21 protein-coding genes are annotated in these 24,094 nt (G+C 68.9%); 13 read left to right on the top strand and 8 right to left on the bottom strand.

The genetic code is table 11. The features are described from left to right. Nucleotides 1–127: 127 nt before the first annotated feature. Complete coding sequence (locus tag ACIA5G_RS48390) at nucleotides 128–1,129, bottom strand: hypothetical protein (protein WP_395936313.1); 1,002 nt, start codon at nucleotides 1,127–1,129, stop codon at nucleotides 128–130. A 77-nt stretch (nucleotides 1,130–1,206) separates the two neighbouring features. Between ACIA5G_RS48390 and ACIA5G_RS48395 the strand changes: the two genes are divergently transcribed. After that, complete coding sequence (locus tag ACIA5G_RS48395; protein ID WP_395936315.1) at nucleotides 1,207–2,937, top strand: ATP-dependent nuclease; 1,731 nt, start codon at nucleotides 1,207–1,209, stop codon at nucleotides 2,935–2,937. A 52-nt stretch (nucleotides 2,938–2,989) separates the two neighbouring features. On the opposite strand, the gene ACIA5G_RS48400 is transcribed toward ACIA5G_RS48395, so the two are convergent. Beyond that, nucleotides 2,990–4,660: a recombinase family protein gene (locus ACIA5G_RS48400; protein ID WP_395936317.1), complete on the bottom strand. Its 1,671-nt coding sequence runs from the start codon at nucleotides 4,658–4,660 to the stop codon at nucleotides 2,990–2,992. Nucleotides 4,661–4,823: 163 nt separating this feature from the next. Between ACIA5G_RS48400 and ACIA5G_RS48405 the strand changes: the two genes are divergently transcribed. Beyond that, complete coding sequence (locus ACIA5G_RS48405; protein ID WP_395936318.1) at nucleotides 4,824–5,057, top strand: hypothetical protein; 234 nt, start codon at nucleotides 4,824–4,826, stop codon at nucleotides 5,055–5,057. 97 nt (nucleotides 5,058–5,154) lie between these two features. Then, nucleotides 5,155–6,048, top strand: a complete 894-nt coding sequence (locus ACIA5G_RS48410) for an MBL fold metallo-hydrolase (protein ID WP_395936319.1) — start codon at nucleotides 5,155–5,157, stop codon at nucleotides 6,046–6,048. Here ACIA5G_RS48410 and ACIA5G_RS48415 read toward each other — a convergent pair whose 3' ends face one another. Then, nucleotides 6,049–7,578: a phytoene desaturase family protein gene (locus ACIA5G_RS48415; protein WP_395936320.1), complete on the bottom strand. Its 1,530-nt coding sequence runs from the start codon at nucleotides 7,576–7,578 to the stop codon at nucleotides 6,049–6,051. It abuts the gene before it with no gap. Nucleotides 7,579–7,853: 275 nt separating this feature from the next. On the opposite strand from ACIA5G_RS48415, the gene ACIA5G_RS48420 reads away from it, so the two are divergent. From ACIA5G_RS48420 to ACIA5G_RS48430, 3 genes are all read left to right on the top strand, one after another. Then, nucleotides 7,854–8,837 (top strand): serine protein kinase RIO, encoded by a 984-nt coding sequence (locus ACIA5G_RS48420; protein ID WP_395936321.1) that lies wholly within the window; start codon nucleotides 7,854–7,856, stop codon nucleotides 8,835–8,837. A 344-nt stretch (nucleotides 8,838–9,181) separates the two neighbouring features. Beyond that, nucleotides 9,182–10,780 (top strand): DEAD/DEAH box helicase, encoded by a 1,599-nt coding sequence (locus ACIA5G_RS48425; protein WP_395936323.1) that lies wholly within the window; start codon nucleotides 9,182–9,184, stop codon nucleotides 10,778–10,780. A gap of 99 nt (nucleotides 10,781–10,879) precedes the next feature. Next, a complete protein-coding gene (locus ACIA5G_RS48430) occupies nucleotides 10,880–12,055 on the top strand; it encodes an 8-amino-7-oxononanoate synthase (RefSeq protein ID WP_395936325.1) in 1,176 nt (391 codons plus the stop codon). A 58-nt stretch (nucleotides 12,056–12,113) separates the two neighbouring features. Here ACIA5G_RS48430 and ACIA5G_RS48435 read toward each other — a convergent pair whose 3' ends face one another. Together ACIA5G_RS48435 and ACIA5G_RS48440 are read right to left on the bottom strand one after the other, a co-directional pair. Beyond that, entirely contained in the window at nucleotides 12,114–12,545 is a 432-nt protein-coding gene (locus ACIA5G_RS48435; RefSeq protein WP_395936327.1) for a GNAT family N-acetyltransferase, read from the bottom strand. Between the two features lie 17 nt (nucleotides 12,546–12,562). Further along, nucleotides 12,563–13,375, bottom strand: a complete 813-nt coding sequence (locus tag ACIA5G_RS48440; RefSeq protein ID WP_395936329.1) for a S1 family peptidase — start codon at nucleotides 13,373–13,375, stop codon at nucleotides 12,563–12,565. Nucleotides 13,376–13,540: 165 nt separating this feature from the next. Here ACIA5G_RS48440 and ACIA5G_RS48445 point away from each other — a divergent pair, with 165 nt between their 5' ends. Both ACIA5G_RS48445 and ACIA5G_RS48450 read left to right on the top strand, forming a co-directional pair. Beyond that, nucleotides 13,541–14,413, top strand: a complete 873-nt coding sequence (locus ACIA5G_RS48445; RefSeq protein ID WP_395936331.1) for a M15 family metallopeptidase — start codon at nucleotides 13,541–13,543, stop codon at nucleotides 14,411–14,413. 97 nt (nucleotides 14,414–14,510) lie between these two features. After that, nucleotides 14,511–15,905, top strand: a complete 1,395-nt coding sequence (locus ACIA5G_RS48450) for a mycothione reductase (RefSeq protein ID WP_395936333.1) — start codon at nucleotides 14,511–14,513, stop codon at nucleotides 15,903–15,905. Between the two features lie 45 nt (nucleotides 15,906–15,950). On the opposite strand, the gene ACIA5G_RS48455 is transcribed toward ACIA5G_RS48450, so the two are convergent. From ACIA5G_RS48455 to ACIA5G_RS48465, 3 genes are all read right to left on the bottom strand, one after another. After that, nucleotides 15,951–17,768: a proprotein convertase P-domain-containing protein gene (locus ACIA5G_RS48455; RefSeq protein ID WP_395936335.1), complete on the bottom strand. Its 1,818-nt coding sequence runs from the start codon at nucleotides 17,766–17,768 to the stop codon at nucleotides 15,951–15,953. Nucleotides 17,769–17,852: 84 nt separating this feature from the next. Beyond that, nucleotides 17,853–18,767, bottom strand: coding sequence for an XRE family transcriptional regulator (locus ACIA5G_RS48460; RefSeq protein ID WP_395936337.1), 915 nt, complete (start codon nucleotides 18,765–18,767; stop codon nucleotides 17,853–17,855). 45 nt (nucleotides 18,768–18,812) lie between these two features. Continuing rightward, entirely contained in the window at nucleotides 18,813–20,048 is a 1,236-nt protein-coding gene (locus ACIA5G_RS48465) for a CynX/NimT family MFS transporter (RefSeq protein WP_395936339.1), read from the bottom strand. Between the two features lie 49 nt (nucleotides 20,049–20,097). Between ACIA5G_RS48465 and ACIA5G_RS48470 the strand changes: the two genes are divergently transcribed. The 5 genes from ACIA5G_RS48470 (at nucleotide 20,098) to ACIA5G_RS48490 (ending at nucleotide 24,090) form a co-directional block, all read left to right on the top strand. Then, complete coding sequence (locus ACIA5G_RS48470; protein ID WP_395936341.1) at nucleotides 20,098–20,781, top strand: FadR/GntR family transcriptional regulator; 684 nt, start codon at nucleotides 20,098–20,100, stop codon at nucleotides 20,779–20,781. A 122-nt stretch (nucleotides 20,782–20,903) separates the two neighbouring features. Beyond that, a complete protein-coding gene (locus tag ACIA5G_RS48475) occupies nucleotides 20,904–21,395 on the top strand; it encodes a hypothetical protein (protein ID WP_395936343.1) in 492 nt (163 codons plus the stop codon). A 65-nt stretch (nucleotides 21,396–21,460) separates the two neighbouring features. Then, on the top strand, nucleotides 21,461–22,303 hold the full coding sequence (locus tag ACIA5G_RS48480) for a DUF4097 family beta strand repeat-containing protein (protein WP_395936345.1): 843 nt from the start codon (nucleotides 21,461–21,463) through the stop codon (nucleotides 22,301–22,303). A 27-nt stretch (nucleotides 22,304–22,330) separates the two neighbouring features. After that, nucleotides 22,331–23,287: an ATP-binding cassette domain-containing protein gene (locus tag ACIA5G_RS48485; protein ID WP_395936347.1), complete on the top strand. Its 957-nt coding sequence runs from the start codon at nucleotides 22,331–22,333 to the stop codon at nucleotides 23,285–23,287. Beyond that, entirely contained in the window at nucleotides 23,287–24,090 is an 804-nt protein-coding gene (locus ACIA5G_RS48490) for an ABC transporter permease (RefSeq protein ID WP_395936349.1), read from the top strand. Before ACIA5G_RS48485 ends, ACIA5G_RS48490 begins: the two co-directional genes overlap by 1 nt. Nucleotides 24,091–24,094: the final 4 nt, after the last annotated feature.

The following is a 24,094-nucleotide window of genomic DNA, read 5'->3' on the forward strand; positions in this document are numbered from 1 at the left end:
CGTTGCCCCGCCCACCCCCCGGGCCTTCCGTGCCCCCCCCCCCCCCCCCCCCGCGCCCGGGGGGGGGGGGGGGGGGGCCCCCCCCCCCCCCCCGCCGTTCGTCGTTACACGGTCAGTCTCCAACAACTCAGCAGGGGCGGTAGCCAACGATGAGATGTCCTTGCCCCCGTTGCTGGGACAGCGTCAGCATCCCGATTTGTGGTCCAGGGTTCGGGTGTGGGGTGTCATCGAGCAGCCCGCCGAATTCCAGGTGGCACGCGTCCACCGATAGCGTGCCGTCCGGATTGGACTGCGTCGCCTGCCCAGGCAGGTAGAGGTGATTCACGTAGTCACCTGCCGCCCCCGACTCCACCTTGCTCGCCATCACGGCCACGGCAGCCGGGCAGTCCGGCGCGTGCAAGGCTTCGGCGAACTGACGTTGCGCTTGCGGAGTGAACACGAAGCAAGCCAGCCGATCATCCGGTTTGAACCGTGCAATGTGCTCCGCCAGAAAGTCGACCATGCTCTTACCACCGCGCGGCAGAATGCGGGCCACCGCTTCGTCGTGAGCCTCGTTGAGCTCTGCCTGAGCTTGGCGTTTCTGCTCGGATGCGTTGACTGCCAGCATGACCGATCCGGCCGTCACCATCGTCACGCCCAAAGCCAGCGCCCGCAGTGTCTGCCAGCGCCGCACCCGCAGACGTAACCGCAGCAGGGCGACCACTCCGGCACCGGTCACCACAACCCCGACCAGCAACACCCACCACCACGGGTTGACGTAGGTCAGCAGCCACACGCCGATAATCAGCAGCGGCACCGACAACCGCCACGCATGCGGCGCGCCCCGGCCGAATACCAGCACCACCGCCAGACCGCCGACGCCGCCGAACAGCCAGGGCCACATTGCCCAGTCAGACAACCACCACGCCACCAGCGCAAGCGTTGCCGCACTGATCAGCACCGGTAGCCGTACGGCACGCTCGATCGCCGCCCGCCGCTGGTTGCTAGCCTCATCTCGGGCCGCTGCCCTCTCCCCGGCAGCGGCCAGACGGTCAAAAAATGATCCTCCACCCATCCGCCCAGGATGCGCCGTGACCTGCGACAACGCCACCTCAGCGAACAGACGACCGGCAACCTCCAAACGCGACACGGCGGAGCACCAGCCTGTCAGGCCGAATACCTCGACTGCCCCTTCGGGCTCTCAAGTAGGTGTGACATCATCGTGTGATGAGTACTAAGCTCCGCGAGCTACGACTTAAATCTGGTGAAACTATCTCAGTGGCGGACGGTCTAACGGTAATAGTTGGCCCCAATAATTCCGGCAAAAGCGTACTACTGCGGGAGCTTAATCAGCATCTTGGGCTTAGCTCAGGACAACAGCCGATGCCGCCATTTATCGTGTTGGACTCATGCGACCTGAAATGGATCGGGTCATACGATGAACTTGAGCAGAAGATTCGGTCACTTCACACTGTCCGGCCGCCTGGCCAGTATACCGATGGCCTCTATTATGAAGAACATATTCGCACTCGAACCGGAGTTGCGTTAACTTTTGGCCAGATCCGACAAGCCTGGAATTCCGACTTTTCAAATCTCGGGATCTTGGCGCAGCTCTTCAACTTGTATCTTGATGCTCAAGGACGACTAGGCCAGGGACTCGACGGGCAAGCTTTTAATCCTCACAACACATCGGCAGTTGGAATAGCTCAGGTTTTGTACGATGATCGAGATCTTGAAAAACATCTAAGCAGTGTACTTAAGCGCGCTTTCGGCAAAAGTCTAACGGTTAACAGATACGCATCGCCGGAAATCACCGTGCACGTGGGAGAGATGACGGAAAAGGAAGTTGCACCACCGCAAACCAAGGAATATATCTACGAGCTCAACTCATTACCACGCTTAAGCCTGCAGGGCGACGGATTCCGAGCCTTTACTGGCATGATCTTTACGATCATGTTCGGTCAATATTCGCTGGTCATTATCGATGAACCGGAAGCTTTCTTGCATCCTCCGCAAGCATACCTACTCGGAAAAATGCTTGCCGAACAAGCGGCGGAAGGTGTCCAAATTGTCGTCGCGACTCACAGTGCCGACATAGTTAAGGGCATAACCGCCGCTAAGTCAAATCGTGAAATTTCTATCGCCAGGATTACCCGAAAAGAAACAATTAACCACGTATCGAACGTCACTTCCGCTGAAGTGCGAGCCCTCTATGACGACCCTTTGGTCAGGTACTACCCAATTGTTGACGGACTCTTCGCCAAGGGAGTAATAATCTGCGAGGCGGACTCGGATTGCACTTATTATCGCGCAGCGCTAGAAGCGGCAAGCGAAGACAAGGACAAGAACTCGATCGAACTTGATGTTCACTTTTCCCATTGCGGCGGAAAGTCGCGCGTTGGCAATGCAGCGAAGGTGCTTCGAGCCGCAGAAGTTCCCGTTGCATCAATCCTTGATATTGATCTTCTGCGTGGAGACAAAGAGTTTAATGAAATTGTCACTGCCCACGGAGGCAATCCGGAGGATTACAAGACGGCGCTAACTGTCATTCGCGACATGGTTAACAGTTGGAGTAAACCTGTCACGCGCATCAGCGCGAGAGCCGAAATTAAAGCCATCTTGGACTCGAAGGAGGACAAGAATATTGTGTCCAGCGACGTAAAGCGGATTACCGAGGCGCTCGGCGGCACGAGCGGGTGGCGACGCTTTAAGAGTGACGGCATGAACGGGCTGTCCGGGGATGCCTTGAAGTCTTTCAAGAAGGTCGATGAGGATCTTCGCTCAATTGGGATATTTATTGTTCCCTTTGGTGAACTTGAGTGTTTTCATCGCGAGATATCAGCGACAAATAAGCCGGAGTGGCTACGGAAAGTTCTTGAGTCCGAGGCGTACAAAGGTGACACTGAGGCACGCAAGTTTGTGACTGCAGTGGTCAAGTATCTAGAGGAAAAGCAGTAGATTGAAGTGGGCGACGGCGCAAACGCCGACTCAGTGGAGCCCTCGGGGACCGTTACGGTTCATCACTCCTCGCGTAGGTTAGCGCCGCCGCCCGTGCGGCGTCCTCGATTACTTCGGGAAGCGGTCCAGCACCGAGGTCAATCGTGCGGCTCATTTGAGCCTCTTCCTCACTCTGACCAGCGTTCTCATGCCGGAAAATCGGCTTGATTTGATCCGGATGAAAGCGAACACCCTTACCGGCAGGACTTATGATGACTGCAATCAAGCTCTGCGCGATTGCGGCTTGCTTCAGCTCCATTGCAAAGCTTGGCTTATCCCACTCTTTGTCGATATTCGCGATAACTGCATCGCGCGCATCCTGCCGCGCCGAATACTTGCGCTGTTCGCGCCGCAGCTGCGCGCGCGTGGATTCCATCCGCGCCAGACTGGGGAAATAATGTTCCGCCGGGTAGTTGCCTGATTCGTACCTGAGAGTAGATTCGCGGATCCGCCCTTCCAAGTCAATGAGCTCTTGCGTTTTTGGCCACTCCGGGAGCTTCTCCAACTTTCGTGACTGAATCCTTCGCTGCTCCGCTGTCACCAAAGCCCTGATATAGGCGTCCACAGGTGCAGCATCGCGCGATACACCCGCACAGCCCCCTTGACCTTTCCCGGGGCACCGATAGATCTCGACCAATTCACGGGATCGCTGGTCGCGCCGGTAAGAGCCAATCATGCGCGCGTTGCACTTTCCACACCGGACAAACGGCGACAGCAAGTGGAGGGTCCGATAGCCACGACCTTTTCCGCCCAGTCGAGATTGCTCTTGGCCTGCCGAGGGAATCCATGCTCGCACGACCGCCGCGTATTGATCGTCGGTGAGAATTGACTCCCACCTGCCGCGAACCGGCTTTCCATCTTCCCCTTTGAGAACCTCACCGCGATAGATGACCATTCCGCACATGCGCGGCCGGGTGAACATGTTTCGAATGGTTGCCTGACGCCATTGAGCGCCGGTAACTGTAGGAATCTTGCGCTCGTTCCATTCCCTCGCAAGTGTCAGTGGACTCAAACCGGCGACGATACGCGGAATCGCAGCAAGGATGTGTTTTGCTTCCCGTCTGTTCACCTTGATTCGGTCTTTGCGCCATCCGAACGGACGGTTGGGGCCCCCGTGAGTCTTTCCCGCCTGCGCAGCGCGACGTTTCCCGTCGGTGACACGGCGGGATGTGTTGCGGGATTCAGAGTTTCGCTGATTTACCAGACGTCGCGCAGAGTCGATTCCCTCATCGGTCGTCAGGTTGATGTTTCCGGTCATGCTGACGACATAAATGCCGTACAGCTCGACCGCATCAATGAGATCTTCCAAAATGCGCGGATCGCGGGTCGCCCGGTCGATATCCGCCGAGGCGAGCGCGTTGCATTCACCACGGCGCAAGGCGGTGAGAATCGCCTCCCAGTCCGGACGGACCACGCGGTAGCCGTAGGTGCCGTCGGCCAGCAGCACGCGCTTGCGGGTGAAGGACGACACGTTGGGCTCGGGGACCTCCCGATCCACCCGGCCACCGATCCCCTTGACGAACTTCCGCAGGTCGCTGAGCTGGTAGTCAACCTGCCCTTCGCCCGGCGCATCCTGGCCGGGCACGACCCTGGACTCACGGGCTTGGAGGATCCAAACTAGCTGGTCAGGGGCGTGTTCGATCAGCGTCCGGCCGCGCTCGCGGAGTGGCTGTGAAGATCCCATGACAGCCAGTGTGCACTAGAAGAGTCGTAGCTACGGCCACGAAGTACCGCAGCGTGCGTAGCTCCATGACGAGCGACGATAAACGCCCGCTGCCGACGCGGCACCTCCGGTCCGGCGCGGCCGTTTCCTGGCTTCCTGCCCGGCAGCCCGACATAATTCAACGGTGATAAGCAAACGACCAGGTGCCGACCTCTGTCTCCGGCGTCACGCCGAGACGGGCGCCGAGTGCTGTCTCACCGATTCCCACTACCCCCGTCCTCATCGCGACATCAACGGAGCAATCTGGCACGACGGCCTCTGCCCGGAGTGCCACGGCGGCGGCACCGTCCTGGACACGGTGGTCTGCCCGTCCTGCAACGGCGTCGGCTTCGCGCTGCTCGAGCTGCACGAGGACTAGCGCCCGCAGCCCGGTGACCGGCGACGATGTCCGCCGGGTATCGGCGCTCCACAATCGGTCTTGGACGCACCACCGCACCCGGCGGTGGAATCGGGGCATGACCGAACTGACCGATCCCGCCGTCCATGTCGGCGGCGCCCGCGAGATCGCCCCGGACCTGCTGGTGATCCCGAACGACCGCGTCGACCTGGTGCCCAACATCGGCGTGGTCGGCGGCACGGACGCCGTGCTGGTCGTCGACACCGGCATCGGCACCGCCAACGCCGCCGAAGTCCTCGCCTTCGCGACCGAAGTCGCGAAGGGCCGTCGCCTCTACCTGACCACAACGCACTTCCACCCCGAACACGCCTTCGGCGCCCAGGTGTTCGCCGGCGAAGCCACGTACCTGGTCAACCGCGGCCAGGCCGACGACCTGAGCTCGAAGGGCACGGGCTACCTCGAGATGTTCCGCGGCCTCGGCGACGTGATCGCCCGCCGCCTCGAAGGCGTCCAGGTGCCCACCCCTGACGTCGTCTACGACGGCACGTACGACCTCGACCTGGGCGGCCGGACAGTCCGGCTGCGCCCCACCGGCCGCGGGCACACGAACGGCGACCAGGTCGTCGAGGTGCCGGACGCCGGTGTGCTGTTCACCGGCGACCTCGCCGAAACCGGGCAGTTCGCCATCTTCCCGTGGTTCCCGCCGCACGACACGGACGTCTCGGGCGTCGGCTGGCTCGCGGTCCTGGACAAGCTGGCCGCAGGCGAGCCGCGCGTGGTCGTTCCGGGGCACGGAGAGGTCGGTGGTGGTGCGGTGCTCACCGACGTCCGCGACTACATTGGCGAGCTGCGCGACGAAACCTGGCGACGGCGCGACTCCGCGATGGGCCGGGAAGACATCGTCACCGAGGTCCGGGCGCTGCTCCTCGAACGTCACCCCGAATGGGCCGGGCAGGAGTGGATCGAACCGGGCGTCAGCTGCCTGTGCGCCGAGCACGCGGGAACGCCGTGATCACGCGCCCAGCACCGCCATCGCCGCATTGTGGCCGGGAATGCCGCTGACCCCACCTCCTCTCGTCGCACCGGCGCCGCAGAGCAGGACGCGGTTGTGCGCCGTCTCGACGCCCCATTTGCCGGCCTGTGCCGGATCCTCGGCGTAGGGCCAGGACAGGTCCCGGTGGAAGATGTGCCCGGCCGGCAGGCCCAGCTCGGCCTCCAGGTCGAGCGGGGTCTTCGCCTCCACGCAGGGTTTCCCGTCCGGCCCGGTCAGCAGGCAGTCCTCGATCGGTTCGGCCAGCACACTGTTCAGCGAAGCCAACGTCGCGCGCAACGCCGCTTCGCGCGCCTCTTCGTTGCGTCCTTCGAAGAGGCGCGCGGGCATGTGCAGGCCGAACAGGGTGAGCGTCTGGGCGCCGGCCGCGCGTTCGGCCGGGCCGAGGATCGACGGGTCCGTCAGCGAGTGGCAGTAGATCTCGCACGGCGGCAGCGCGGGGATCTTCCCCGCCGCCGCCTCGCGATAAGCCGTCTCCAGCTGGCTGAAGGTCTCGTTGACGTGGAACGTGCCGCCGAACGCCTCCCTCGGGTCGACCGCCGGATCACGCAGCTTCGGCAGCCGGGACAGCACCATGTTCACCTTCAGTTGCGCGCCTTCCGGCCGCTCCGGCGGCTCCTCGCCCAGCAGCCGCGCAAGGGTCGCCGGCGCGACGTTCGCCAGGACGTGCCCGCCCCGCACGACGTGCTCGGTGTCGTCACGCCGGTAACGCACTTCGCCGTCCGGGTCGAGTGACAGCACCTCCGCACCGGTCACGAGGTGTGCCCCCGCCGCGGCCGCCACCGCCGCGAGCGAGCCGGTGACCGCGCCCATGCCGCCGACCGGCACGTCCCAGTCGCCGGTGCCGTTGCCGATCACGTGGTAGAGCAGGCACCGGTTCTGCCGCAGGTCCTCGCCGCCCGCCGGGGCGAACGTGCCGATCAGCGCGTCGGTGAGCACAACGCCGCGCACGGTGTCGTCGCCGAACCGATCGGTGAGCGTCTCGCCGATCGGCCGCTCGAACAACAGTGACCACGCCTCGGCGTCGCCGACCCGGTCACGAAAGTCCACTTCGGACAGCAGCGGTTCGGTGAGCGTGCCGAAGGAGCGTTCGGCGACACGCCCGGTCAGCTCGTAGAACCGTTGCCACGCCGCGAAGTCCGCCGCGGACCCGGTGAGCGCGCGGAACGACGCGGCGGTGCGCCGCTCGTCCCCCGTGTCGACAAGCAGACCCGAGCCGTCCGCCGGTGTGTAGGACGACATCCGCCGGCGCCGCAGCTCCACGTCGAGCCCGAGATCGGCGACGATCTTCTTCGGCAGCAGGCTGACCAGGTAGGAGTAGCGCGAAAGCCGGACGTCGACACCCTCGAACGCGCGGAACGACACCGCGGCGCCCCCGGTCTCGCCCCGTCGTTCGAGCACGAGCACCGACCGGCCGGCCCGCGCCAGGTACGCGGCCGCCACCAGCCCGTTGTGGCCACCGCCGGCGACCACGACGTCGTACGAATCCATCCGCCCCTCCTCGATCGGCTTGCCCCTTCATCGTGACCACGCCCCTCGGCGGAATTCAAGGAAAGCGCACGAACGGTCCTTTCGCGCTATTCGGTTGCGCGGCCCCGGACCGGTCCGGCAAGCTGAACGCGTTCCGGCAGGGAGCCGGTGCGTGAAGAGCAGGGAGGTGCCTGTCGTGATGACTGTCCGGGCCCTCTCGCGCCCTCACCCACCCGCCCCCCGGCGCTGACCACGCGCGCCCGGTGGGGCATCCCTGAACAAGGAGAAACCCACCAGTGCGCCAGCACGACTTCGAAGACTTCGACCTTTTCGACGAACGCCCCACCCGCCGCCGCGCGCGATCCGAGGAGACCCCGCGAGCCCGCCGGGCGGCGCGGTTCGACGACGAACCCGAACCCACCCGCAGCGGCCGGCTGACCGAAGGCGAACGGGTCCGCCTCGCAAAGCTGCGCGACGACGCCTACACCGAAAACCAGCTGCCCGAGGGCGCCGACCGCTGGTCCACCTGGGACGACGCCGAACACGGCCCGCTCCCCCGGCCGGACTGGGTCGTCACCGAGCTCGCCGCGGTCGACACCGACCTCGGCGTCCTCAAAACCGGCAAGGAGGCCGACGTCCACCTGCTGCGGCGCGGCCTGCCCGGCACCCCGGGCATCCTGCTCGCCGCGAAGCGCTACCGCAGCGACGAACACAAGCTGTTCCACCGCGACGCGGGTTACCTCGAAGGACGGCGGATGCGCCGCTCCCGCGAGACCCGCGCGATGGCGCAGCGCACCGCGTTCGGCCGCAACCTCATCGCCGAACAGTGGACGGTCGCGGAGTTCGCCGCGCTGAGTCGCTTGTGGACGCTCGGCGCGCCGGTGCCGTACCCGGTGCAGCGCAACGGCACCGAACTGCTGCTCGAGTTCCTCGGCGAGGACGACGGAACGGCCGCGCCACGGCTGGCCCAGGTGCGCCCGGACCCGGACGAGCTGACCGATCTGTGGTTCCAGGCCACCGCGGCCCTCGAGCTGCTCGCGTCCGAGGGGCTCGCCCACGGTGACCTCTCGGCGTACAACGTGCTCGTGCACCGGGGCCGGCTCGTGGTGATCGACCTGCCCCAGGTGGTCGACGTCGTGGCCAACCCCGGCGGCGTCGAATTCCTCGCCAGGGACGTGCGCAACCTCGCCGGCTGGTTCCACGGCCGGGGCCTCGGCGAGCACGTGACCAGGACCGATGAGCTGCTGGCGGACCTGGTGGCGACGGCCGGGCTCGGGTGATCGCGCGGCGGCGTCGCGGCTGTGGTGGGGAACACGACTGCGACGCCGCCCACAACCGGTGACCTCGATGCGTAGTCCCAGCTCCGGCTCGGGTACAGTATGTACAGACCGCAACCGGCGGCGTGGATGAGTTGGTGTCCGTCGCCTCCAGAGCCACCGAATGGCTCGCGGTGATCCGCAATCCCACCGTAATTTTCCAAAAATGCGGCGCGCAGTGTCAGAAAGCGAACAAGACACAGTGTGCCGGGGTCCGTCCCTGTGAACGCCCACCGCACACCATCTTGCCCTGCCTGCGCGCGGGGAGCCCGGGCCTCCTTGTGACGAACCACGTCCGAGAGGCATTTGTGACAGTCACGTTCAACTCTGGTCCCTCCTCGACGTCCGCGCACGCGGACCGTCCCGACCGCAGGCCGCGTCAGCGCCCCGCCGGTGGGGACATGCTGCGCGACGACGCGGTCGAGCTGGTGGCCACCAAGACCTTCGCCCAGCTGGGCCTGCCGGAGCCGCTGCTCCGCGCGCTGGCCGACGCGGGCATCAACAGCCCGTTCCCGATCCAGTCCGCGACCATCCCGGACGCACTGGCCGGCCGCGACGTCCTGGGCCGCGCCCAGACCGGCTCCGGCAAGACCCTCGCCTTCGGCCTGGCCATGCTGGCCCGGCTCGCCGACGGCAAGGCCCGCCCGAAGCGCCCCCGCGCGCTGATCCTGGTGCCGACCCGCGAGCTGGCCATGCAGGTGGCCGACTCGCTGACCCCGCTGGCCAAGTCCCTCGGCCTGTGGTGCCGCACCGCCGTCGGCGGCATGGCCTTCGCCCGTCAGGCCGACGCGCTCTCGCGTGGCGTCGACCTGCTGATCGCCACCCCGGGCCGGCTGTCGGACCACGTCCGGCAGGGCACCGCGCACCTCGGCGACTGCAACTTCATCGCGCTCGACGAAGCCGACCAGATGGCGGACATGGGCTTCATGCCGCAGGTCCGCGAGATCATGGACCTCACCCCGCAGGGCGGGCAGCGGCTGCTGTTCTCCGCGACGCTCGACGGTGACGTCAACCGGCTCGTGCGGCAGTACCTGAGCGACCCGGTCACGCACTCGGTCGCGCCGTCGACCGCCAGCGTGACGACCATGGACCACCACGTGCTCCAGGTCTCGCACCAGGACAAGCAGGACGTCATCACGCAGATCGGCGCCCGCGAGGGCCGCACGATCATGTTCGTGCGGACCAAGCACCACGTCGACCGCCTCGCGGAGCGCCTGCGCGAGCAGGGCGTGAACGCGGCGGCGCTGCACGGCGGCAAGACGCAGGGGCAGCGCAACCGCGTCCTTGCGGACTTCAAGGAAGGCCACACCCCGGTGCTGGTCGCCACGGACGTCGCCGCGCGCGGCATCCACGTCGACGACATCTCGCTGGTGCTGCACGTGGACCCCGCGGCCGACCACAAGGACTACCTGCACCGCGCCGGCCGCACGGCCCGCGCCGGGGCGTCCGGGGTCGTCGTCACGGTGGTCACCAACGACCAGCGCCGCATGGTCAAGCGGATGACCGACCGGGCCGGCGTCCGCGCCGAGTCCACGATGGTCCGTCCGGGTGACGAGGCGCTGAGCCGCATCACCGGCGCCCGCGAGCCCAGTGGCGAGCCGGTCATCGAGCGTCGGCGCGAGAGCCCGCGTCGCGGCGGCGGCGGTGGCTTCCGCGGCGACCGCGGCTTCGGCGGCTCGAGCCGCGGTGGTTACCGCGGTGGCAGCAGCAGCCAGGGCGGCGACCGCAGCGGCAGCAGCAGCTACGGCGGCGACCGTGACCGCGGTGGCGACCGTGGCGGTTACCAGGGTTCGCGCGAAGGCGGCCGCCCCGGCGGCTTCGGCGGCCGCGGCCGTCAGCCCCGCTCGGGCAACGGCGGCGGTTACGGCCGCCCGAGCCGTGGCCCGCGTCGCGGCTACGACAGCTGATTTCCCGTTTCGGAAGCCCCGGACCTCGCGGTCCGGGGCTTCCGGCGTTTCCGGGCCCGCTTCCCGGTTGTGCGGGGCCCGGATGCGAGACTGCGGGATGTGACTACGCCGCCGACGCTCCCGCCCGAAGAGGTTTTCGACTGGCTCGACACCGAGGCGGAGAAGCGGGCGAACGCGGGGCTCGTGCGGCAGCTGCGACCGCGTCCCGCGCGGACCGACGAGCTGGACCTGGCCGGCAACGACTACCTCGGGCTGGCCCGCGACAAGCGGGTCGCCGGGGCTTCCGCGGCCGCCGCGTTGCGCTGGGGCGCCGGGTCGACCGGGTCCCGGCTGGTCACGGGTTCGACCGAGCTGCACACCGAGCTGGAAATGGAGCTCGCCCGGTTCTGCGGGACGCAGGCCGCGCTCGTCTTTTCGTCCGGGTTCACCGCGAACCTCGGCGCGGTGACGGCGCTCTCGGGGTCCGAGGCCGCGATCGTCACCGACAAGTACATCCACGCCTCGCTGATCGAAGGCTGCCGGCTGTCGCGGGCGGACATCGCCGCGGTCGCGCACGCGACGCCGTCGGCGATCAAGCACGCGCTGGCGACCCGGCGCAAACCGCGGGCGCTGGTGGTGACCGACTCGGTGTTCTCGGTCGACGGTGACCTCGCCCCGCTGGAGGAGCTGGCCGGGATCTGCCGCTCGCACAGTGCGGCGCTGCTGGTGGACGACGCGCACGGCTTCGGCGTCCTCGGCGAAGGCGGCCGGGGCGCGGTCCACGCGGCCGGGCTCGCGGGCGCACCCGACGTCGTCACGACGTTGACGCTGTCGAAGTCCCTCGGCGCGCAGGGCGGGGCGGTGCTGGGGCCGCGTCGCGTGATCAAGCACCTGATCGACACGGCCCGCAGCTTCATCTTCGACACGGCTTTGGCGCCCGCGAGCGCCGCCGCCGCGCTGGCCGCGTTGCACGCGCTGAAGGAGGAGCCGGGGCTGGCGGAGAAGGTCGTCGAGAACGCGGGCAACCTGGCGATGTCGTTGAAGGCGGCCGGGCTGACGGTGAGCCTGCCGGACGCGGCCGTGATCTCGGTTCAGGCGCCGTCCGCCGAGACGGCCGTCGCGTGGGCGGCGGCGTGTGCGGAGCAGGGCATCCGCGTCGGGTGCTTCCGGCCGCCGTCGGTGCCGGACGGCATTTCGCGGCTGCGGCTGACCGCGCGGGCCGACCTCACGGAGTCCGATGTGGACCGTGCGGTGAAGGTGATCACGGCGACGGCGCCGCCGGGTGCGACCGCCTGATGTGATCAGAGAGGCATCACGTGTGATTGAAGGGGCATCACGCGTGATTGGGCGGGCATCAGGCGGGGCGGCGCATGGTGATGTGCGGGATGCCGTCGTCGTCGACGTACTCCTCGCTTTCCGCGACGAAGCCGTAGCGCGCGTAGAAACCCTGGACGTACGTTTGCGCGTCGAGGACGTACTCACCCGGCACCGTCAGGGCCGCGTCCATCAAACGCGCCGCCAGGCCGGTGCCGCGGGCGGACGCCGCCGTCACGACCCGGCCGATGCGGCGGACGCCACCCGGGTCGGCGAGCACCCTCAGGTAGGACAACACGCCGCCGGCGTCCTCGAACCACAGGTGGCGGGTGTCCGGCAGCAGGTCACGGCCGTCGATCTCAGGGTACGCGGCCTTCTGCTCCACGACGAACACGTCGACGCGCAGGCGGAGGATGTTGTGCAGCTGGGCGGCGGTCAGCCCGGGTCCGGACGCGTCGTGCAGGGTCGGCATACCCCTGCTTACCACGCTCAGAAGATGCGGGGCTTGGCCTGGGCTTGGATGTCGTCCACGTACGCCGAGACGCGCGTGTAGACGCCCGGCTTGCCCGCCTTGCCGCAGCCGTCGCCGAACGACACGATCCCGATCAGCGTGTCCCCCACGACCAGCGGGCCGCCCGAGTCGCCCTGGCAGGCGTCGATGCCGCCGTCCGCGTAACCGGCGCAGACCATGGACCTCGGGTCGTAGACGTCGTAGTCGGTGCGGCACTCGGTGTCCGAGACCACCGGGACCTGGGCGCTGCGCAGGTAGTCGGACCGCGCGCCGCCGTCGGCGACGCGGCCCCAGCCGAGCACGGTCGCCTTCGTGCCTTCGCTGTACAGCCGGGCATCAGCGCTTTCGGGCAGCTTCGCGGGCCGGTAGTCGAGCTGGCCGCGGACCGTCAGCACGGCGATGTCGCCACCCTGCGTCGGTTCGCTGTACCCCTTGCTGATCCAGACCTTCGAGACGCCCAGCACCTGACCCTCGTCGGTGCGCTTGTCCTCCCGGCCGGCCACCACGCGGACGTCCTTGCGGTCCACGGCCTTGGCGCAGTGGGCCGCCGTCGCGACCGCGGTCGAGCTGACGATCACCGCGCCGCAGAACTGGTTTCCGCTCGCGTCGGTCAGGTAGACCGCGTACGGGTGGTCGGAAAGGGACGCCTGGTTGCCGCCGACGATCCGCGGCTGGTTGGCGGACGCCGGGTCCGCCGACGCCGTGCCGACCACGACCGGGACGACCACCGCGGCGGCCGCGAGGAGCGCGCCGCTCACGAGCAGCAGGGATCGGCGGGACTTCACGGACATGGGTCGTTCCCCTCTTCGGCACAACAGAAGACAAACACTCGGCACCCGGACGACTCCGGTGCGTGAAGGAGTGGCGCTGAATACCCTAATCGGAGTGGGCCCGAAACGGTGTCACTGAAACGGGTGGACTCCGCGCTCACCGAGCGCTTCTGTCAAGCTGGCCGGGTGCGACGGACAGCGACGGCGGCAGCGGGGGCGGTCATGGCCCTCACGCTGGCCGCATGCTCGTCGGAGGTCCCTTCGGCACCCCAGCCGGTGGCCGCGACGCCGTTCTCGACCACCGTGTCCAAACCCCCCGCACCAGTGACTTCGACGCCGCCGAAGACGTCCAGCGCCCCGGCCGTCACCTGGCAGGTGGGTGCCCGGCCCCTCCCCGTCGGCCCGGACGGGTTCGGCGAGGTCGAGCCGACACCACCCGAACTGGTGAACCGGGCACTTCCGACAAAAGACCTCCTTCCGCCCCCGGCCGGCGGTAAGTACGCCTCGACGATCAGCGTGGTGCCCGCCGACGTCCTCGCGCGCAGCACCTGGCAGCCCGCCTGCCCGGTCAAGGCAGGCGACCTGCGCTACCTGACGATGTCGTTCTGGGGGTTCGACGGCCGCGCGCACACCGGCGAGATGCTGGTCAACACGAAGAGCGCCGCCGGGATCACCAAGGTGTTCGGGCAGCTCTTCACGGCACACTTCCCGCTGGAAGAGATGCGCGTGACGAGCCCTGCCGAGCTGACCGCGCCACCGACCGGCGACGGCAACTCGACCAGCGCGTTCGTCTGCCGCCCGGCACGCGGGCAGACGTCCTGGTCGGCGCACGCGTACGGGCTCGCGGTGGACGTCAACCCGTTCTGCAACCCCTACACCCAGGGCAAGCTCGTGCTGCCCGAGCTGGCGTCGGCCTACCTCGACCGCTCGAACCGCCGGCCGGGCATGGTCGTGGCCGGTGACGCGACCGTGCGCGCCTTCGCCGCGATCGGCTGGAGCTGGGGTGGCGCGTGGACCAGCCCGACCGACCGCATGCACTTCACCGGCAACGGCCACTGACCACGTAATACGACGTTAAGCACAGCCGGGAACACCCGCCTCGCGGAGACGGTTGGCTAGGGTGAATCGACCGGACCGAACCCCCGCGGAGGATGCAGTGCCCCACTACGACCTGGTGATCGTCGGGACGGGATCGGGGAACTCGATCCTCGGCCCCGGTTTCGCCGGCAAGAAGACGGCCATCGTGGAGAAGGGCACCTTCGGCGGCACCTGCCTGAACGTCGGCTGCATCCCGACGAAGATGTTCGTGTACGCCGCCGACGTCGCGTACACGCCTTCGCACAGCGCGAAGTACGGCGTCGACGAAGAGCTGAAGGGCGTGCGCTGGCGCGACATCCGCGACCGCATCTTCGGGCGCATCGACCCGATCGCGGCGGGTGGCGCGGAGTACCGGCGTAGCCACGAGGACAACAAGAACGTCGACGTCTACGAGGGCACCGGCCGCTTCACCGGGCACAAGGAGCTGCGCGTCAGCTTCCCGGACGGCCGTCCCGACGAGGTGCTGACCGCCGACAAGTTCGTGCTGGCCGCCGGCGGCCGCCCGGTGATCCCGGACATCGCGGGCCTCGGCGACGTCGACTACTACACCTCCGACACGGTCATGCGGCTCGACGAGCTGCCCGAGCGCATCGTGATCCTCGGCGGCGGCTACATCGCGGCCGAGTTCGCCCACGTCTTCGCGTCGTTCGGGGTGCAGGTCACGCTGGTCAACCGCTCCGCGCGGCTGCTGCGCTCGGAGGACGAGGACGTCAGCGCGCGCTTCACCGAGCTGGCTTCGGAACGCTTCGACGTCCGCCTGGAGCGCAAGACCGTGCGGGCCCGCACGACCGACAGCGGTGTCGCGCTGGACCTCGAAGGGCCGCAGGGCGCCGAAACCGTCGAGGCCGACCTGCTGCTGATCGCCACCGGCCGCAAGCCGAACTCCGACCTCCTCGACGTCGCCGCCACCGGCGTGACCACTTTGGACAGTGGGCACGTCGTGGTCGACGACTACCAGGAGACCGCCGTCGAGGGCATCTACGCGCTCGGCGACCTTTCCTCGCCGCACGAGCTGAAGCACGTCGCCAACCACGAATCCCGCGTGGTGCAGCACAACCTGCTGCACCCGGACGAGCGGATCAAGGCCGACCACCGGTTCGTGCCGCACGCGGTGTTCACCCACCCGCAGGTCGCGTCGGTCGGGCTCACCGAGCAGAAGGCGCGCGACCAGGGCGTCTCCTACGTGACCTCGAAGCAGGACTACGCCGGGATCGCGTACGGCTGGGCGATGGAGGACACGACCGGCTTCGCGAAGCTGCTCGCCGACCCGGCGACCGGACAGCTGCTGGGCGCGCACATCATCGGCCCGCAGGCGTCGTCGGTGATCCAGCCGCTGATCCAGGCGATGAGCTTCGGCCAGGACGCGCACTCGATCGCCCGCGGGCAGTACTGGATCCACCCGGCCATGCCGGAGCTGATCGAGAACGCGCTGCTCAACCTGCCCCTGGACTGAGTCACCGCGGGCCGGGCGGGGTGACCGCCCGGCCCGCGGGAGCCCTCAGAGTGTGATCGACCAGGCGTCGAGGGTGCCGGTGTCGCCGGGCCCGTAGTCGGTCACGCGCAGCTGCCACTTGCCGGCCGCCGGGGACGACGCCGTCGCCGGGACGCTGAACGTCCGGGCCCCGCTCCACGGCGTGCAGGTGCTGCCACCGCTGTACTTGAGCGCGTACGCCTTGCCCTTCGGGTCGAGCAGCGTGATGCCGAGGTCTTCGGCGCACGTGTGGCGGATGGTCAGCGAGACGCCGATCGTGGCCGCCGCGCTGCCGGTGAGGGTCGAGCCGATCGGGCTGAACACCTGCTGGTAGTCACGGATCGCGTAGTCCGTGTTGTTGGTCAGCGTGCGGTTGCCGCCGCCGCCCGCCTGGGTGCGCGCGGACACCGCCGCACTCGCCGGAGACGCGTTCCCGGCGGCGTCCTTCGCCTTGATCGTGAAGGTGTACGCCGTGTCCGGGTTCAGTCCGCTGACCGTGGCGCTGGTCCCGGCGACGCTCGTGGCGAGCGCCGAGCCGTTGTAGACGTCGTAACCGGTGACGCCGACGTTGTCCGTCGAAGCGTCCCAGGCGAGCGAGACGCTGTCCGACGTCGTGCCGGTGGAACGCGGGTTGCCCGGCGCGCTCGGAGCCGTCGTGTCCCCGGTGCCGCCGCTGGTCACCAGGGTGAGCTGCCACTTGTTCAGCGCCTCGATCACCGGCTGGAACAGGGACATGTCCCCGTCACCCGGGTTCTGGACGCACTGCGACGGACCGCCGTCGTGCAGGCCGGTGGCCTTGTCGCCGAGCAGCCAGCCGCCGCCGGAGTCGCCGCCGAGGGAGCACGCCGTCGTCCAGGTCAGGTCGTCGATGATCAGGCCGCCGCCGTAGTCCGCGGACTTGTGTGTGTACTTGACCTCACCGCACTGCCAGTGCGAGGTGTTGCCGGAGTGGCAGACGCGGTCGCCGACCATCGCCTCGGCCGCGCCGGTGAGCGTGACCGCCGGCTGGCCCCAGGTGTTCACTGACGCCGAGAGGTTCCAGCCCGCCTCCGTCACCGCAACGACGCCCATGTCGCCTTCGCGGGCGTTGACGCTGTGCGTGCCGCCGACGTTCGACGTGCCGACCTTGTTCTGCTGGCCCGAAGCGCCGTACGCGGCCTGGTCGCGGTCGTTCGTGCAGTGGCCGGCGGTCAGGAAGTGCTTGGCACCACTGGCATCCGTCACCGGGAAGCCGACCGAGCAGTTGCTTTCACTGCCCGGCCACCACGGGTTGCCGGTCTGGATCGTGCCGGACTGCTGCCGCAGCGACGAGTCCGTCTCGGTGATCCGGACACCGATTTCCCGCACGCGGGAAAGGAAGCTCTCGGTGGCGGCGGTCTTCTTCGTCCGGTCGACGGACACGCCGACCTGGTTGCCGCGGACGTCGACACCCCAGCCGTAAACGCCGGGAACACCCGGCCCGACGAGGGTCCGGACCGCCGCGTCGGTGCGATCCAGGTCGGCTTGGCTGCGGGCGACGACCTGAGCCGTGGCACCCGCGGCACGCGCCTGGTCGGCGGCCGCGGCCGAGGTGACGGCGACGGTCAGCTTCCCGGCGGCGGCGTCGAACCACTGCCCGGCCGACTGGGCGCGCACCGCCGAGGGCAGGGCCGCGGCCAGCCGGTGGGCGTCGTCCTGCGCGGTGAGCTGCGCCCGGGCCTGGTCCGCGGTGAGCCCGAACGCCGCCGCGACGCCGTCCACCTCGGCCTGCGGGTGGTCCGGCGGTGGCGCCGCCTCGGCGGGCTGCAGCCCCAGTCCCAGCGCGGCCAGTGCGGCCACGCTCGCGACGGAAACGAATTTGCGCATCGTGTTCTCCTCGGTTCGGGGAGTCGGTGCGCAGACCGTAGAACGCGGGAAACGCCGAATTGAAGATCCGGAAGTCCTTAACAGTTAACTGGCAGGCCAATCCCATTCGAATCCGTACCGGCCGGGACCGAAGCCGAGCGCGACCCCGTGCACCGCAGCGGCTTCCGGGACGACGTCGGTGTATTCACCGGGTTTTCCGTCCTGCTCTGCAAAACGCCGGCACACCGCCGGGACCGCCGTCGGCGAGAAGCGGATTTCGAGCACGTATTCGCGGACCGGGAGCCGGAATTTGCGTTCGTAGTTCGTCGCCAGCGGGTGCGGCGCGCGGTTGACGAGCGTGTGCTCGGTGAGCACCGTTTCGCCGCGGACGAGCGGGCGGCCGAACAGCAGCTCGACGACGAGGAGGCCGTCTTCGGGCTTGTGGACGCTGCGGCCGATGTGGCAGCCGCGCAGCGAACGCAACTCCGGCAGCGGCCGGTCGTGCTCGTCGAGGTGCAGGATCACCACCCACCGGTCCGGGCCGTCGGCCTCGGCCCGCAGCACCTGCCGCGAATGGAACTCCAGCTCTTCGCGCCCGGGCCCGACGGAGACGACGTCGTGCTGGCTCAGCCGGGTCAGCCGCTCGTCCCACCGGGTGTCCACATCGGACACCGCGGCGTCGATGCGCCCGCCGTCCGGCCAGAAGTGGCCGATGTCCGCGACCCCCGTCCGGCGGGGCCGGGCCCGGGGCGGGCCGAGCAGCGCGACGAGCGCACCCGCCGGCACCTCGAGAACGGCTTCGAGCTGACGAAGCCCGCGCACCGAATCGCGCCGTTCGGGGCGGCTGCGGCCGGACTGCCAGTAGCTCAACGTCGCCGTCGTGACCGAGACGCCGCGGGCGTGCAGGTGCTCGCGGAGCCGGTCCAGGCTCAGCCCGCGGGCGCGGATGGCCGCGCGCAGGGCGGCGTCGAACGGGCCCTCGCGCAGCAACGTCCCGAGGTCAGGGGACGGCACGGCCATCCGGTGAGCTTAAGCCGCCTTCGCCGCGGCGAGCAGCGTTAACAGTTAAGACTCCACGAAGCGGTGACGGCCGGCGAGCGCGCCGAACACCATCTGGACCAGCAGCAGGCCGAGCAGCATCACCAGCGGCACGGTCCAGCCGCCCGCGACGTCGTGCAGCAGGCCGAACAGGAACGGCCCCAGCGCGGCGAACAGGTACCCGAAGCCCTGCGCCATGCCGGACAGCCGGGCGGTGTCGGCGCCGGTCCGCGCGCGCAGTGCGATCACGGTCAGGGCGAGCGAGAAAACGCTCATGCCGAGGCCGATCAGGAGGCTCCAGAGCAGCGGCGACCACGCCGGAGCCACCATCAGCCCGACCGTGCCGGCGAAGCCGACCACACCGAGGGCGACGATCCACGCGCTCTGCCCGCGCTGCCGGGCCGCCATCGGCGCGACGAACAGGCTGATCGGCACGGCGATCAGGGAGACCAGGCCGAACAGCAGCCCGGCGTCGTCACGCGACACCCCGGCGTCCATCAGGACCTGCGGGAACCAGCCCATCGCGGCGTAGGCGTAGAAGGCCTGCAGGCCGAAGAAGACCGTGACGATCCAGGCCAGCCGGTTGCCCAGCAGCGACCGGCCGGCGTCGGCCGCATCGGTGTGCCGCGGCGCCCGGCCGGTGCCGCGGGCTGCGAGAATCCACGCGAGGAGCGCGACGACGGCCACCACCGCCCAGCTGCCCAGCGCCGGGCGCCAGCCACCGAAAGCGTCGCCGAGCTGCGGGGTCACCGCCGACCCGAGCGCGCCGCCACCCTGCAGGGCGGCGGTGTAAACGCCGGTCATCAGGCCGATGCGAGCCGGGAAGGAGTCCTTGATGACCACCGGGATGAGCACGTTGATCAGGGCGATCCCGGCGGTGGCGACGAGCGTCCCGCCGAGCACCACGGCCGGGCCGTCGAGCACGCGCAGCACGAGCCCGGCACCGAGCGCGGTCAAGGCGAGCGCGATGGCGGCGCCGATCCCGGCGCGACGGGCGAGCAGCGGCGCGGCCAGCCCGGCACCGGCGAAGCAGAGTGTCGGCAACGTCGTGAGCACGCCGGCCCAGACCCCGGACGTGCCCAGGTCGGCACGCATTTCGGCGAGCATCGGGCCGACGCCGGTGATGGCCGGGCGCAGGTTGAGGGCGGTGAGCACCACCGCGACCGCGAGCAGTGCCCCGGCGGCGACCACACCCGGCGTCCGGAGTTCCACGGCACCGTCCAGTTCGGGTTCGAGGCCGGATTCACGGTGTTCGACGTGCATGACCGCTACTATCGCATACGTAGGATGATTGGATGAAGGGACAACTGCTGTGCCTCTGGCCACCACCCGGCGGGCCGGCCTCGTCGACCAGGTCATCGAGCAGCTCCGCACCGCGGTCACGCGGGGCGAATGGCCCATCGGCGAACGCATCCCGACCGAGGCCGAGCTCGTCGACCAGCTCGGCGTCGGGCGGAACACCGTCCGCGAAGCCGTCCGCGCGCTCGCGCACACGGGAATCCTGGAGGTCCGCCAAGGCGACGGCACGTACGTGCGCGCCACCAGCGAGGTGTCCGGCGCGATCCGCCGGCTCTGCGGCTCCGAGCTGCGCGAAGTCCTCCAGGTCCGGCGCACGCTCGAGGTCGAGGGCGCTCGCCTCGCCGCGTTGTCACGCACCGAGGAAGAGGTCGCCGAGCTCCGGGCCCTCCTCGCCCGCCGCGAGGTCGAGCTGAACGAAGGCCGCTGGGAGGACTTCGCGCGCACTGACGCGGAGTTCCACTACGCGGTCGTCCGCAGCGGCCACAACCAGCTGCTCACCGAGCTCTACCGCGGGCTGACCGAGGTCATCACGGCGAGCGTCGCGGCGACGTCCAGCATCACGCCGGGCGCCGACCACGAGCCCGAGATCGGTCACGAAGGTCTCGCCGACGCCATCGCCGAGCGCAACCCGGACCGCGCGACCGCCGAGGCGTGCGGCTTCCTGGACGAGCTGCTGGACCGCATCGAGCGCACCTGACCGCCCCATACGCCTGACACCGTGCGCTGAGCTGGGGGTTTGCCGTGCCTGGCACCACTCTTGACCCCTAAGGGTGCCAATTCAGGGTTGTCGTGGTGCCATCGCGGTGCCACAGTAGTGCCATGGACCTGACGCCCTACGTGGACGAACTCCGGCGGGAGCTCGCGGTCGCCGCCGAGGCGGCGGGCGAAGAAGCCGTCGCCCTCGCCGAGCGGCTCACCGCGCCGCTCGAGTCGGCGATCCGGCTGACGCTGCTCGACGCGCTGTCGGCCGCGGCCGACGAGATCACCCGCGACCTCGCACCCGGCTCCGTCGAGGTGCGCCTGCGCCGCCGCGAAGCCGAGTTCGCGGTGGCCCTGCCGGCGAAGCCCGAGCCGGAGCCCCAGGAAGCGCCGGCGCCTCCGCCCGAGGACGCGGACGGCGCCGTCGCCCGGATCAATCTGCGGCTGCCCGAGCAGCTCAAGCAGCGCGTCGAAGAAGCAGCGAACCGGGACCAGCTCTCCACCAACGCCTGGCTCGTCCGGGCCGCGAACGCCGCGCTCGGCCCCGGCCGGGGCAACCCCGCCCCACGCCGGTCCGCGTTCGGCGAGAAGTACACCGGCTGGGTTCAGTAACCCCGCCGTCCCCCACGTCTCCGACCTGCAAAAACACCATCCGAGCACCCCAGGAGGGCGCAGCCATGCCTTTTTTCGCCACCCCCGAGCCGATCACGGCCACGATCGACGTCAGCCTCGCGGACGTCCGGATCGTCGCCGGCGAGCGGGCCGAAACCACCGTCGAGGTCGAGCCCGCCGACCCGGCCGACGGTGAGGACGTGAAGGCGGTCGCCAAGACCCGCGTCGAGTTCGCCGACGGCCACCTGCTGGTCAAGGGCCCGAAGTACACCACCAAGCTGTTCGGCAAGGCCGGCGCCCTGCACATCTCGATCGAGCTGCCGGCCGGCTCTCGGGTCAAGACCACCACCGCCATGGGCGACGTCCGGATCGACGGCCGGATCGGCGAAAGCCGCGTCAAGACGTCGGTCGGCAACATCCACCTCGGAGAAGCCGACCGGCTCGAGGTGAGCACCGCGACCGGCGACGTCACCGTCGAGCGGATCACCGGGCACGCCGAGGTCAACACCGGCTCCGGCGAGCTGCGGATCCGCGAGATCGACGGCCCCGCCGTGCTGAAGAACTCCAACGGCGAAACCCGCGTCGGCGAGATCACCGGCGACCTGCGGGTCAGCACCGCGAACGGCGACATCCTCGTCGACCTCGCCCACGCGGGGGTGCACGCCAAGACCGCCGCCGGCGACATCCGGATCGGCGAAGTCATCCGCGACGCCGTTGTCCTCGAGACCGCGGTCGGCGAGATCGAGGTCGGCATCCGCGAGGGCAGCGCCGCGTGGCTCGAGCTCAACTCGCTGACCGGCAGCGTGCACAACACGCTCACGCCGTCCGACGGACCGGGCGGGACCACCGAGACGGTCCAGGTCAAAGCCCACACCTACACCGGCGACGTAGTCATCCGCCGGGCCTGAACTTCCATCCACAGAAGGGGAAATCCGATGCCGGACGCCATCGTGGCCGAGGGGCTCGTCAAGAAGTACGGGAGCGTCACCGCGCTCGACGGGATGACATTGGCGGTGCCCGAGGGCACCGTGCTGGGGGTGCTCGGGCCGAACGGCGCCGGGAAGACCACCACCGTCCAGATCCTCACCACCCTGCAGAAACCGGACGCGGGCCGGGCGACGGTCGCCGGGTTCGACGTCGTCGAGGACGCGCACGAGCTGCGTTCGCACATCGGCGCGTCCGGCCAGTACGCCGCCGTCGACCAGGAGCTGACCGGGGCCGAGAACCTCGAGATGGTCGGGCGGCTCTACCACCTGGGCACCAAGCGGGCCAAGGCCCGCGGCCGGGAGCTGCTGACCCGGTTCGGCCTGGAAGAAGCCGCCGACCGCCCGGTGAAGGGGTACTCCGGCGGCATGCGGCGCCGGCTCGACCTGGCGGGCGCGCTCGTCGCGAACCCGCCGGTGCTGTTCCTCGACGAGCCCACGACCGGGCTCGACCCGCGCGCCCGCACCGATCTCTGGGAGGTCATCACCGAGCTGGTCGCCGGCGGCACGACGCTGCTGCTGACCACGCAGTACCTCGAAGAGGCCGACCGGCTGGCCGACAGCATCGCCGTCGTCGACCACGGCCGGGTCATCGCCCGCGGCACGGCCGACGAGCTGAAGGACCTCGTCGGCGGCGAGCGGATCGAGCTGACCGTCGGCACGCACGCCGACGTCGCCGTCGCGCAGCGGACGCTCGCCCGGCTGGCCAGCGGCGAGCCGCAGGCCGAGGCGTTCCGGCTCACCGTGCCCGTGACCCACGGCGCGAAAGCGCTTACCGAAGCGCTGGCCCTGCTCGCCGCGGAAGGGGTCGAAGTCCGCGACGTCGGTGTCCGCCGCCCCACCCTCGACGACGTTTTCCTCACTCTCACCGGTCACGACGTGACCGAACCCGCGAAGGAGGCCGTGTGATGAACGCGGTGCAGATGGCCGTGACCGACGGCGTGACCGTCGCCAAGCGCAACTCGATCAAGATCTTCCGGTCACTGGACCTGCTCGGGTCCATCGTGTTCATCCCGGTGATGTTCGTGCTGCTCTTCGGCTACGTGTTCGGCAGCGTGATCGACATCCCCGGCATGTCGTACCGCGAGTTCATGCTGCCGGGGATCTTCACCCTCGCGGTGGCGATGGGCAGCATCGTCACCGGCTACGGGCTGACCGACGACCTGCAGAAGGGCCTCATCGACCGCTTCCGCTCGCTGCCGATGTCCCCCGCGGCGGTGCTGATCGGGCGGACCACCGCCGACCTCATCCTCAACGTGGCGAGCCTGCTCATCATGGGCCTGGTCGGCCTGCTGGTCGGCTGGCGCATCCACACCGGCGTCTTCGAGGCGCTGGGCGGGGTGCTCCTGCTGCTGGCCTTCGCCTACGCGCTGTCGTGGGTGATGGGGACGATCGGCCTGGCCGTGCGCAAGCCCGAGGTGTTCAACAACGTCTCGAGCATCGCGATCTTCCCGCTGACGTTCCTGGCCAACACGTTCGTCGACAGCGGCCGGCTGCCGGGACCGCTGCGCGTGATCGCCGACTGGAACCCGATCTCGGCGATCACGCAGGCGGCGCGGGAGCTGTTCGGCAACACGAGCGCGACGATGCCGCCGCACGACGTCTGGCCGATGCAGCACGCGGTGCTGGCGTCGGTGCTGTGGATCGTGGTGCTGCTGGCGGTGTTCGTGCCGCTTTCGGTGCGCTGCTACAAGAAGGCGACCAGCCACTGACGAC

It is taken from the genome of Amycolatopsis sp. NPDC051758 (assembly GCF_044453095.1).
Lineage (GTDB): Bacteria > Actinomycetota > Actinomycetes > Mycobacteriales > Pseudonocardiaceae > Amycolatopsis.

Excerpts from the sequence above, each read along its gene's own strand:
- ACIA5G_RS48410 (WP_395936319.1), top strand. The coding sequence starts at position 5,155 with ATGACCGAACTGACCGATCCCGCCGTCCATGTCGGCGGCGCCCGCGAG.
- ACIA5G_RS48455 (WP_395936335.1), bottom strand. The coding sequence starts at position 17,768 with ATGCGCAAATTCGTTTCCGTCGCGAGCGTGGCCGCACTGGCCGCGCTG.
- ACIA5G_RS48435 (WP_395936327.1), bottom strand. The coding sequence starts at position 12,545 with ATGCCGACCCTGCACGACGCGTCCGGACCCGGGCTGACCGCCGCCCAG.
- ACIA5G_RS48400 (WP_395936317.1), bottom strand. The coding sequence starts at position 4,660 with ATGGGATCTTCACAGCCACTCCGCGAGCGCGGCCGGACGCTGATCGAA.
- ACIA5G_RS48475 (WP_395936343.1), top strand. The coding sequence starts at position 20,904 with ATGGACCTGACGCCCTACGTGGACGAACTCCGGCGGGAGCTCGCGGTC.
- ACIA5G_RS48395 (WP_395936315.1), top strand. The coding sequence starts at position 1,207 with ATGAGTACTAAGCTCCGCGAGCTACGACTTAAATCTGGTGAAACTATC.
- ACIA5G_RS48480 (WP_395936345.1), top strand. The coding sequence starts at position 21,461 with ATGCCTTTTTTCGCCACCCCCGAGCCGATCACGGCCACGATCGACGTC.
- ACIA5G_RS48460 (WP_395936337.1), bottom strand. The coding sequence starts at position 18,767 with ATGGCCGTGCCGTCCCCTGACCTCGGGACGTTGCTGCGCGAGGGCCCG.
- ACIA5G_RS48440 (WP_395936329.1), bottom strand. The coding sequence starts at position 13,375 with ATGTCCGTGAAGTCCCGCCGATCCCTGCTGCTCGTGAGCGGCGCGCTC.
- ACIA5G_RS48490 (WP_395936349.1), top strand. The coding sequence starts at position 23,287 with ATGAACGCGGTGCAGATGGCCGTGACCGACGGCGTGACCGTCGCCAAG.
- ACIA5G_RS48465 (WP_395936339.1), bottom strand. The coding sequence starts at position 20,048 with ATGCACGTCGAACACCGTGAATCCGGCCTCGAACCCGAACTGGACGGT.
- ACIA5G_RS48485 (WP_395936347.1), top strand. The coding sequence starts at position 22,331 with ATGCCGGACGCCATCGTGGCCGAGGGGCTCGTCAAGAAGTACGGGAGC.
- ACIA5G_RS48415 (WP_395936320.1), bottom strand. The coding sequence starts at position 7,578 with ATGGATTCGTACGACGTCGTGGTCGCCGGCGGTGGCCACAACGGGCTG.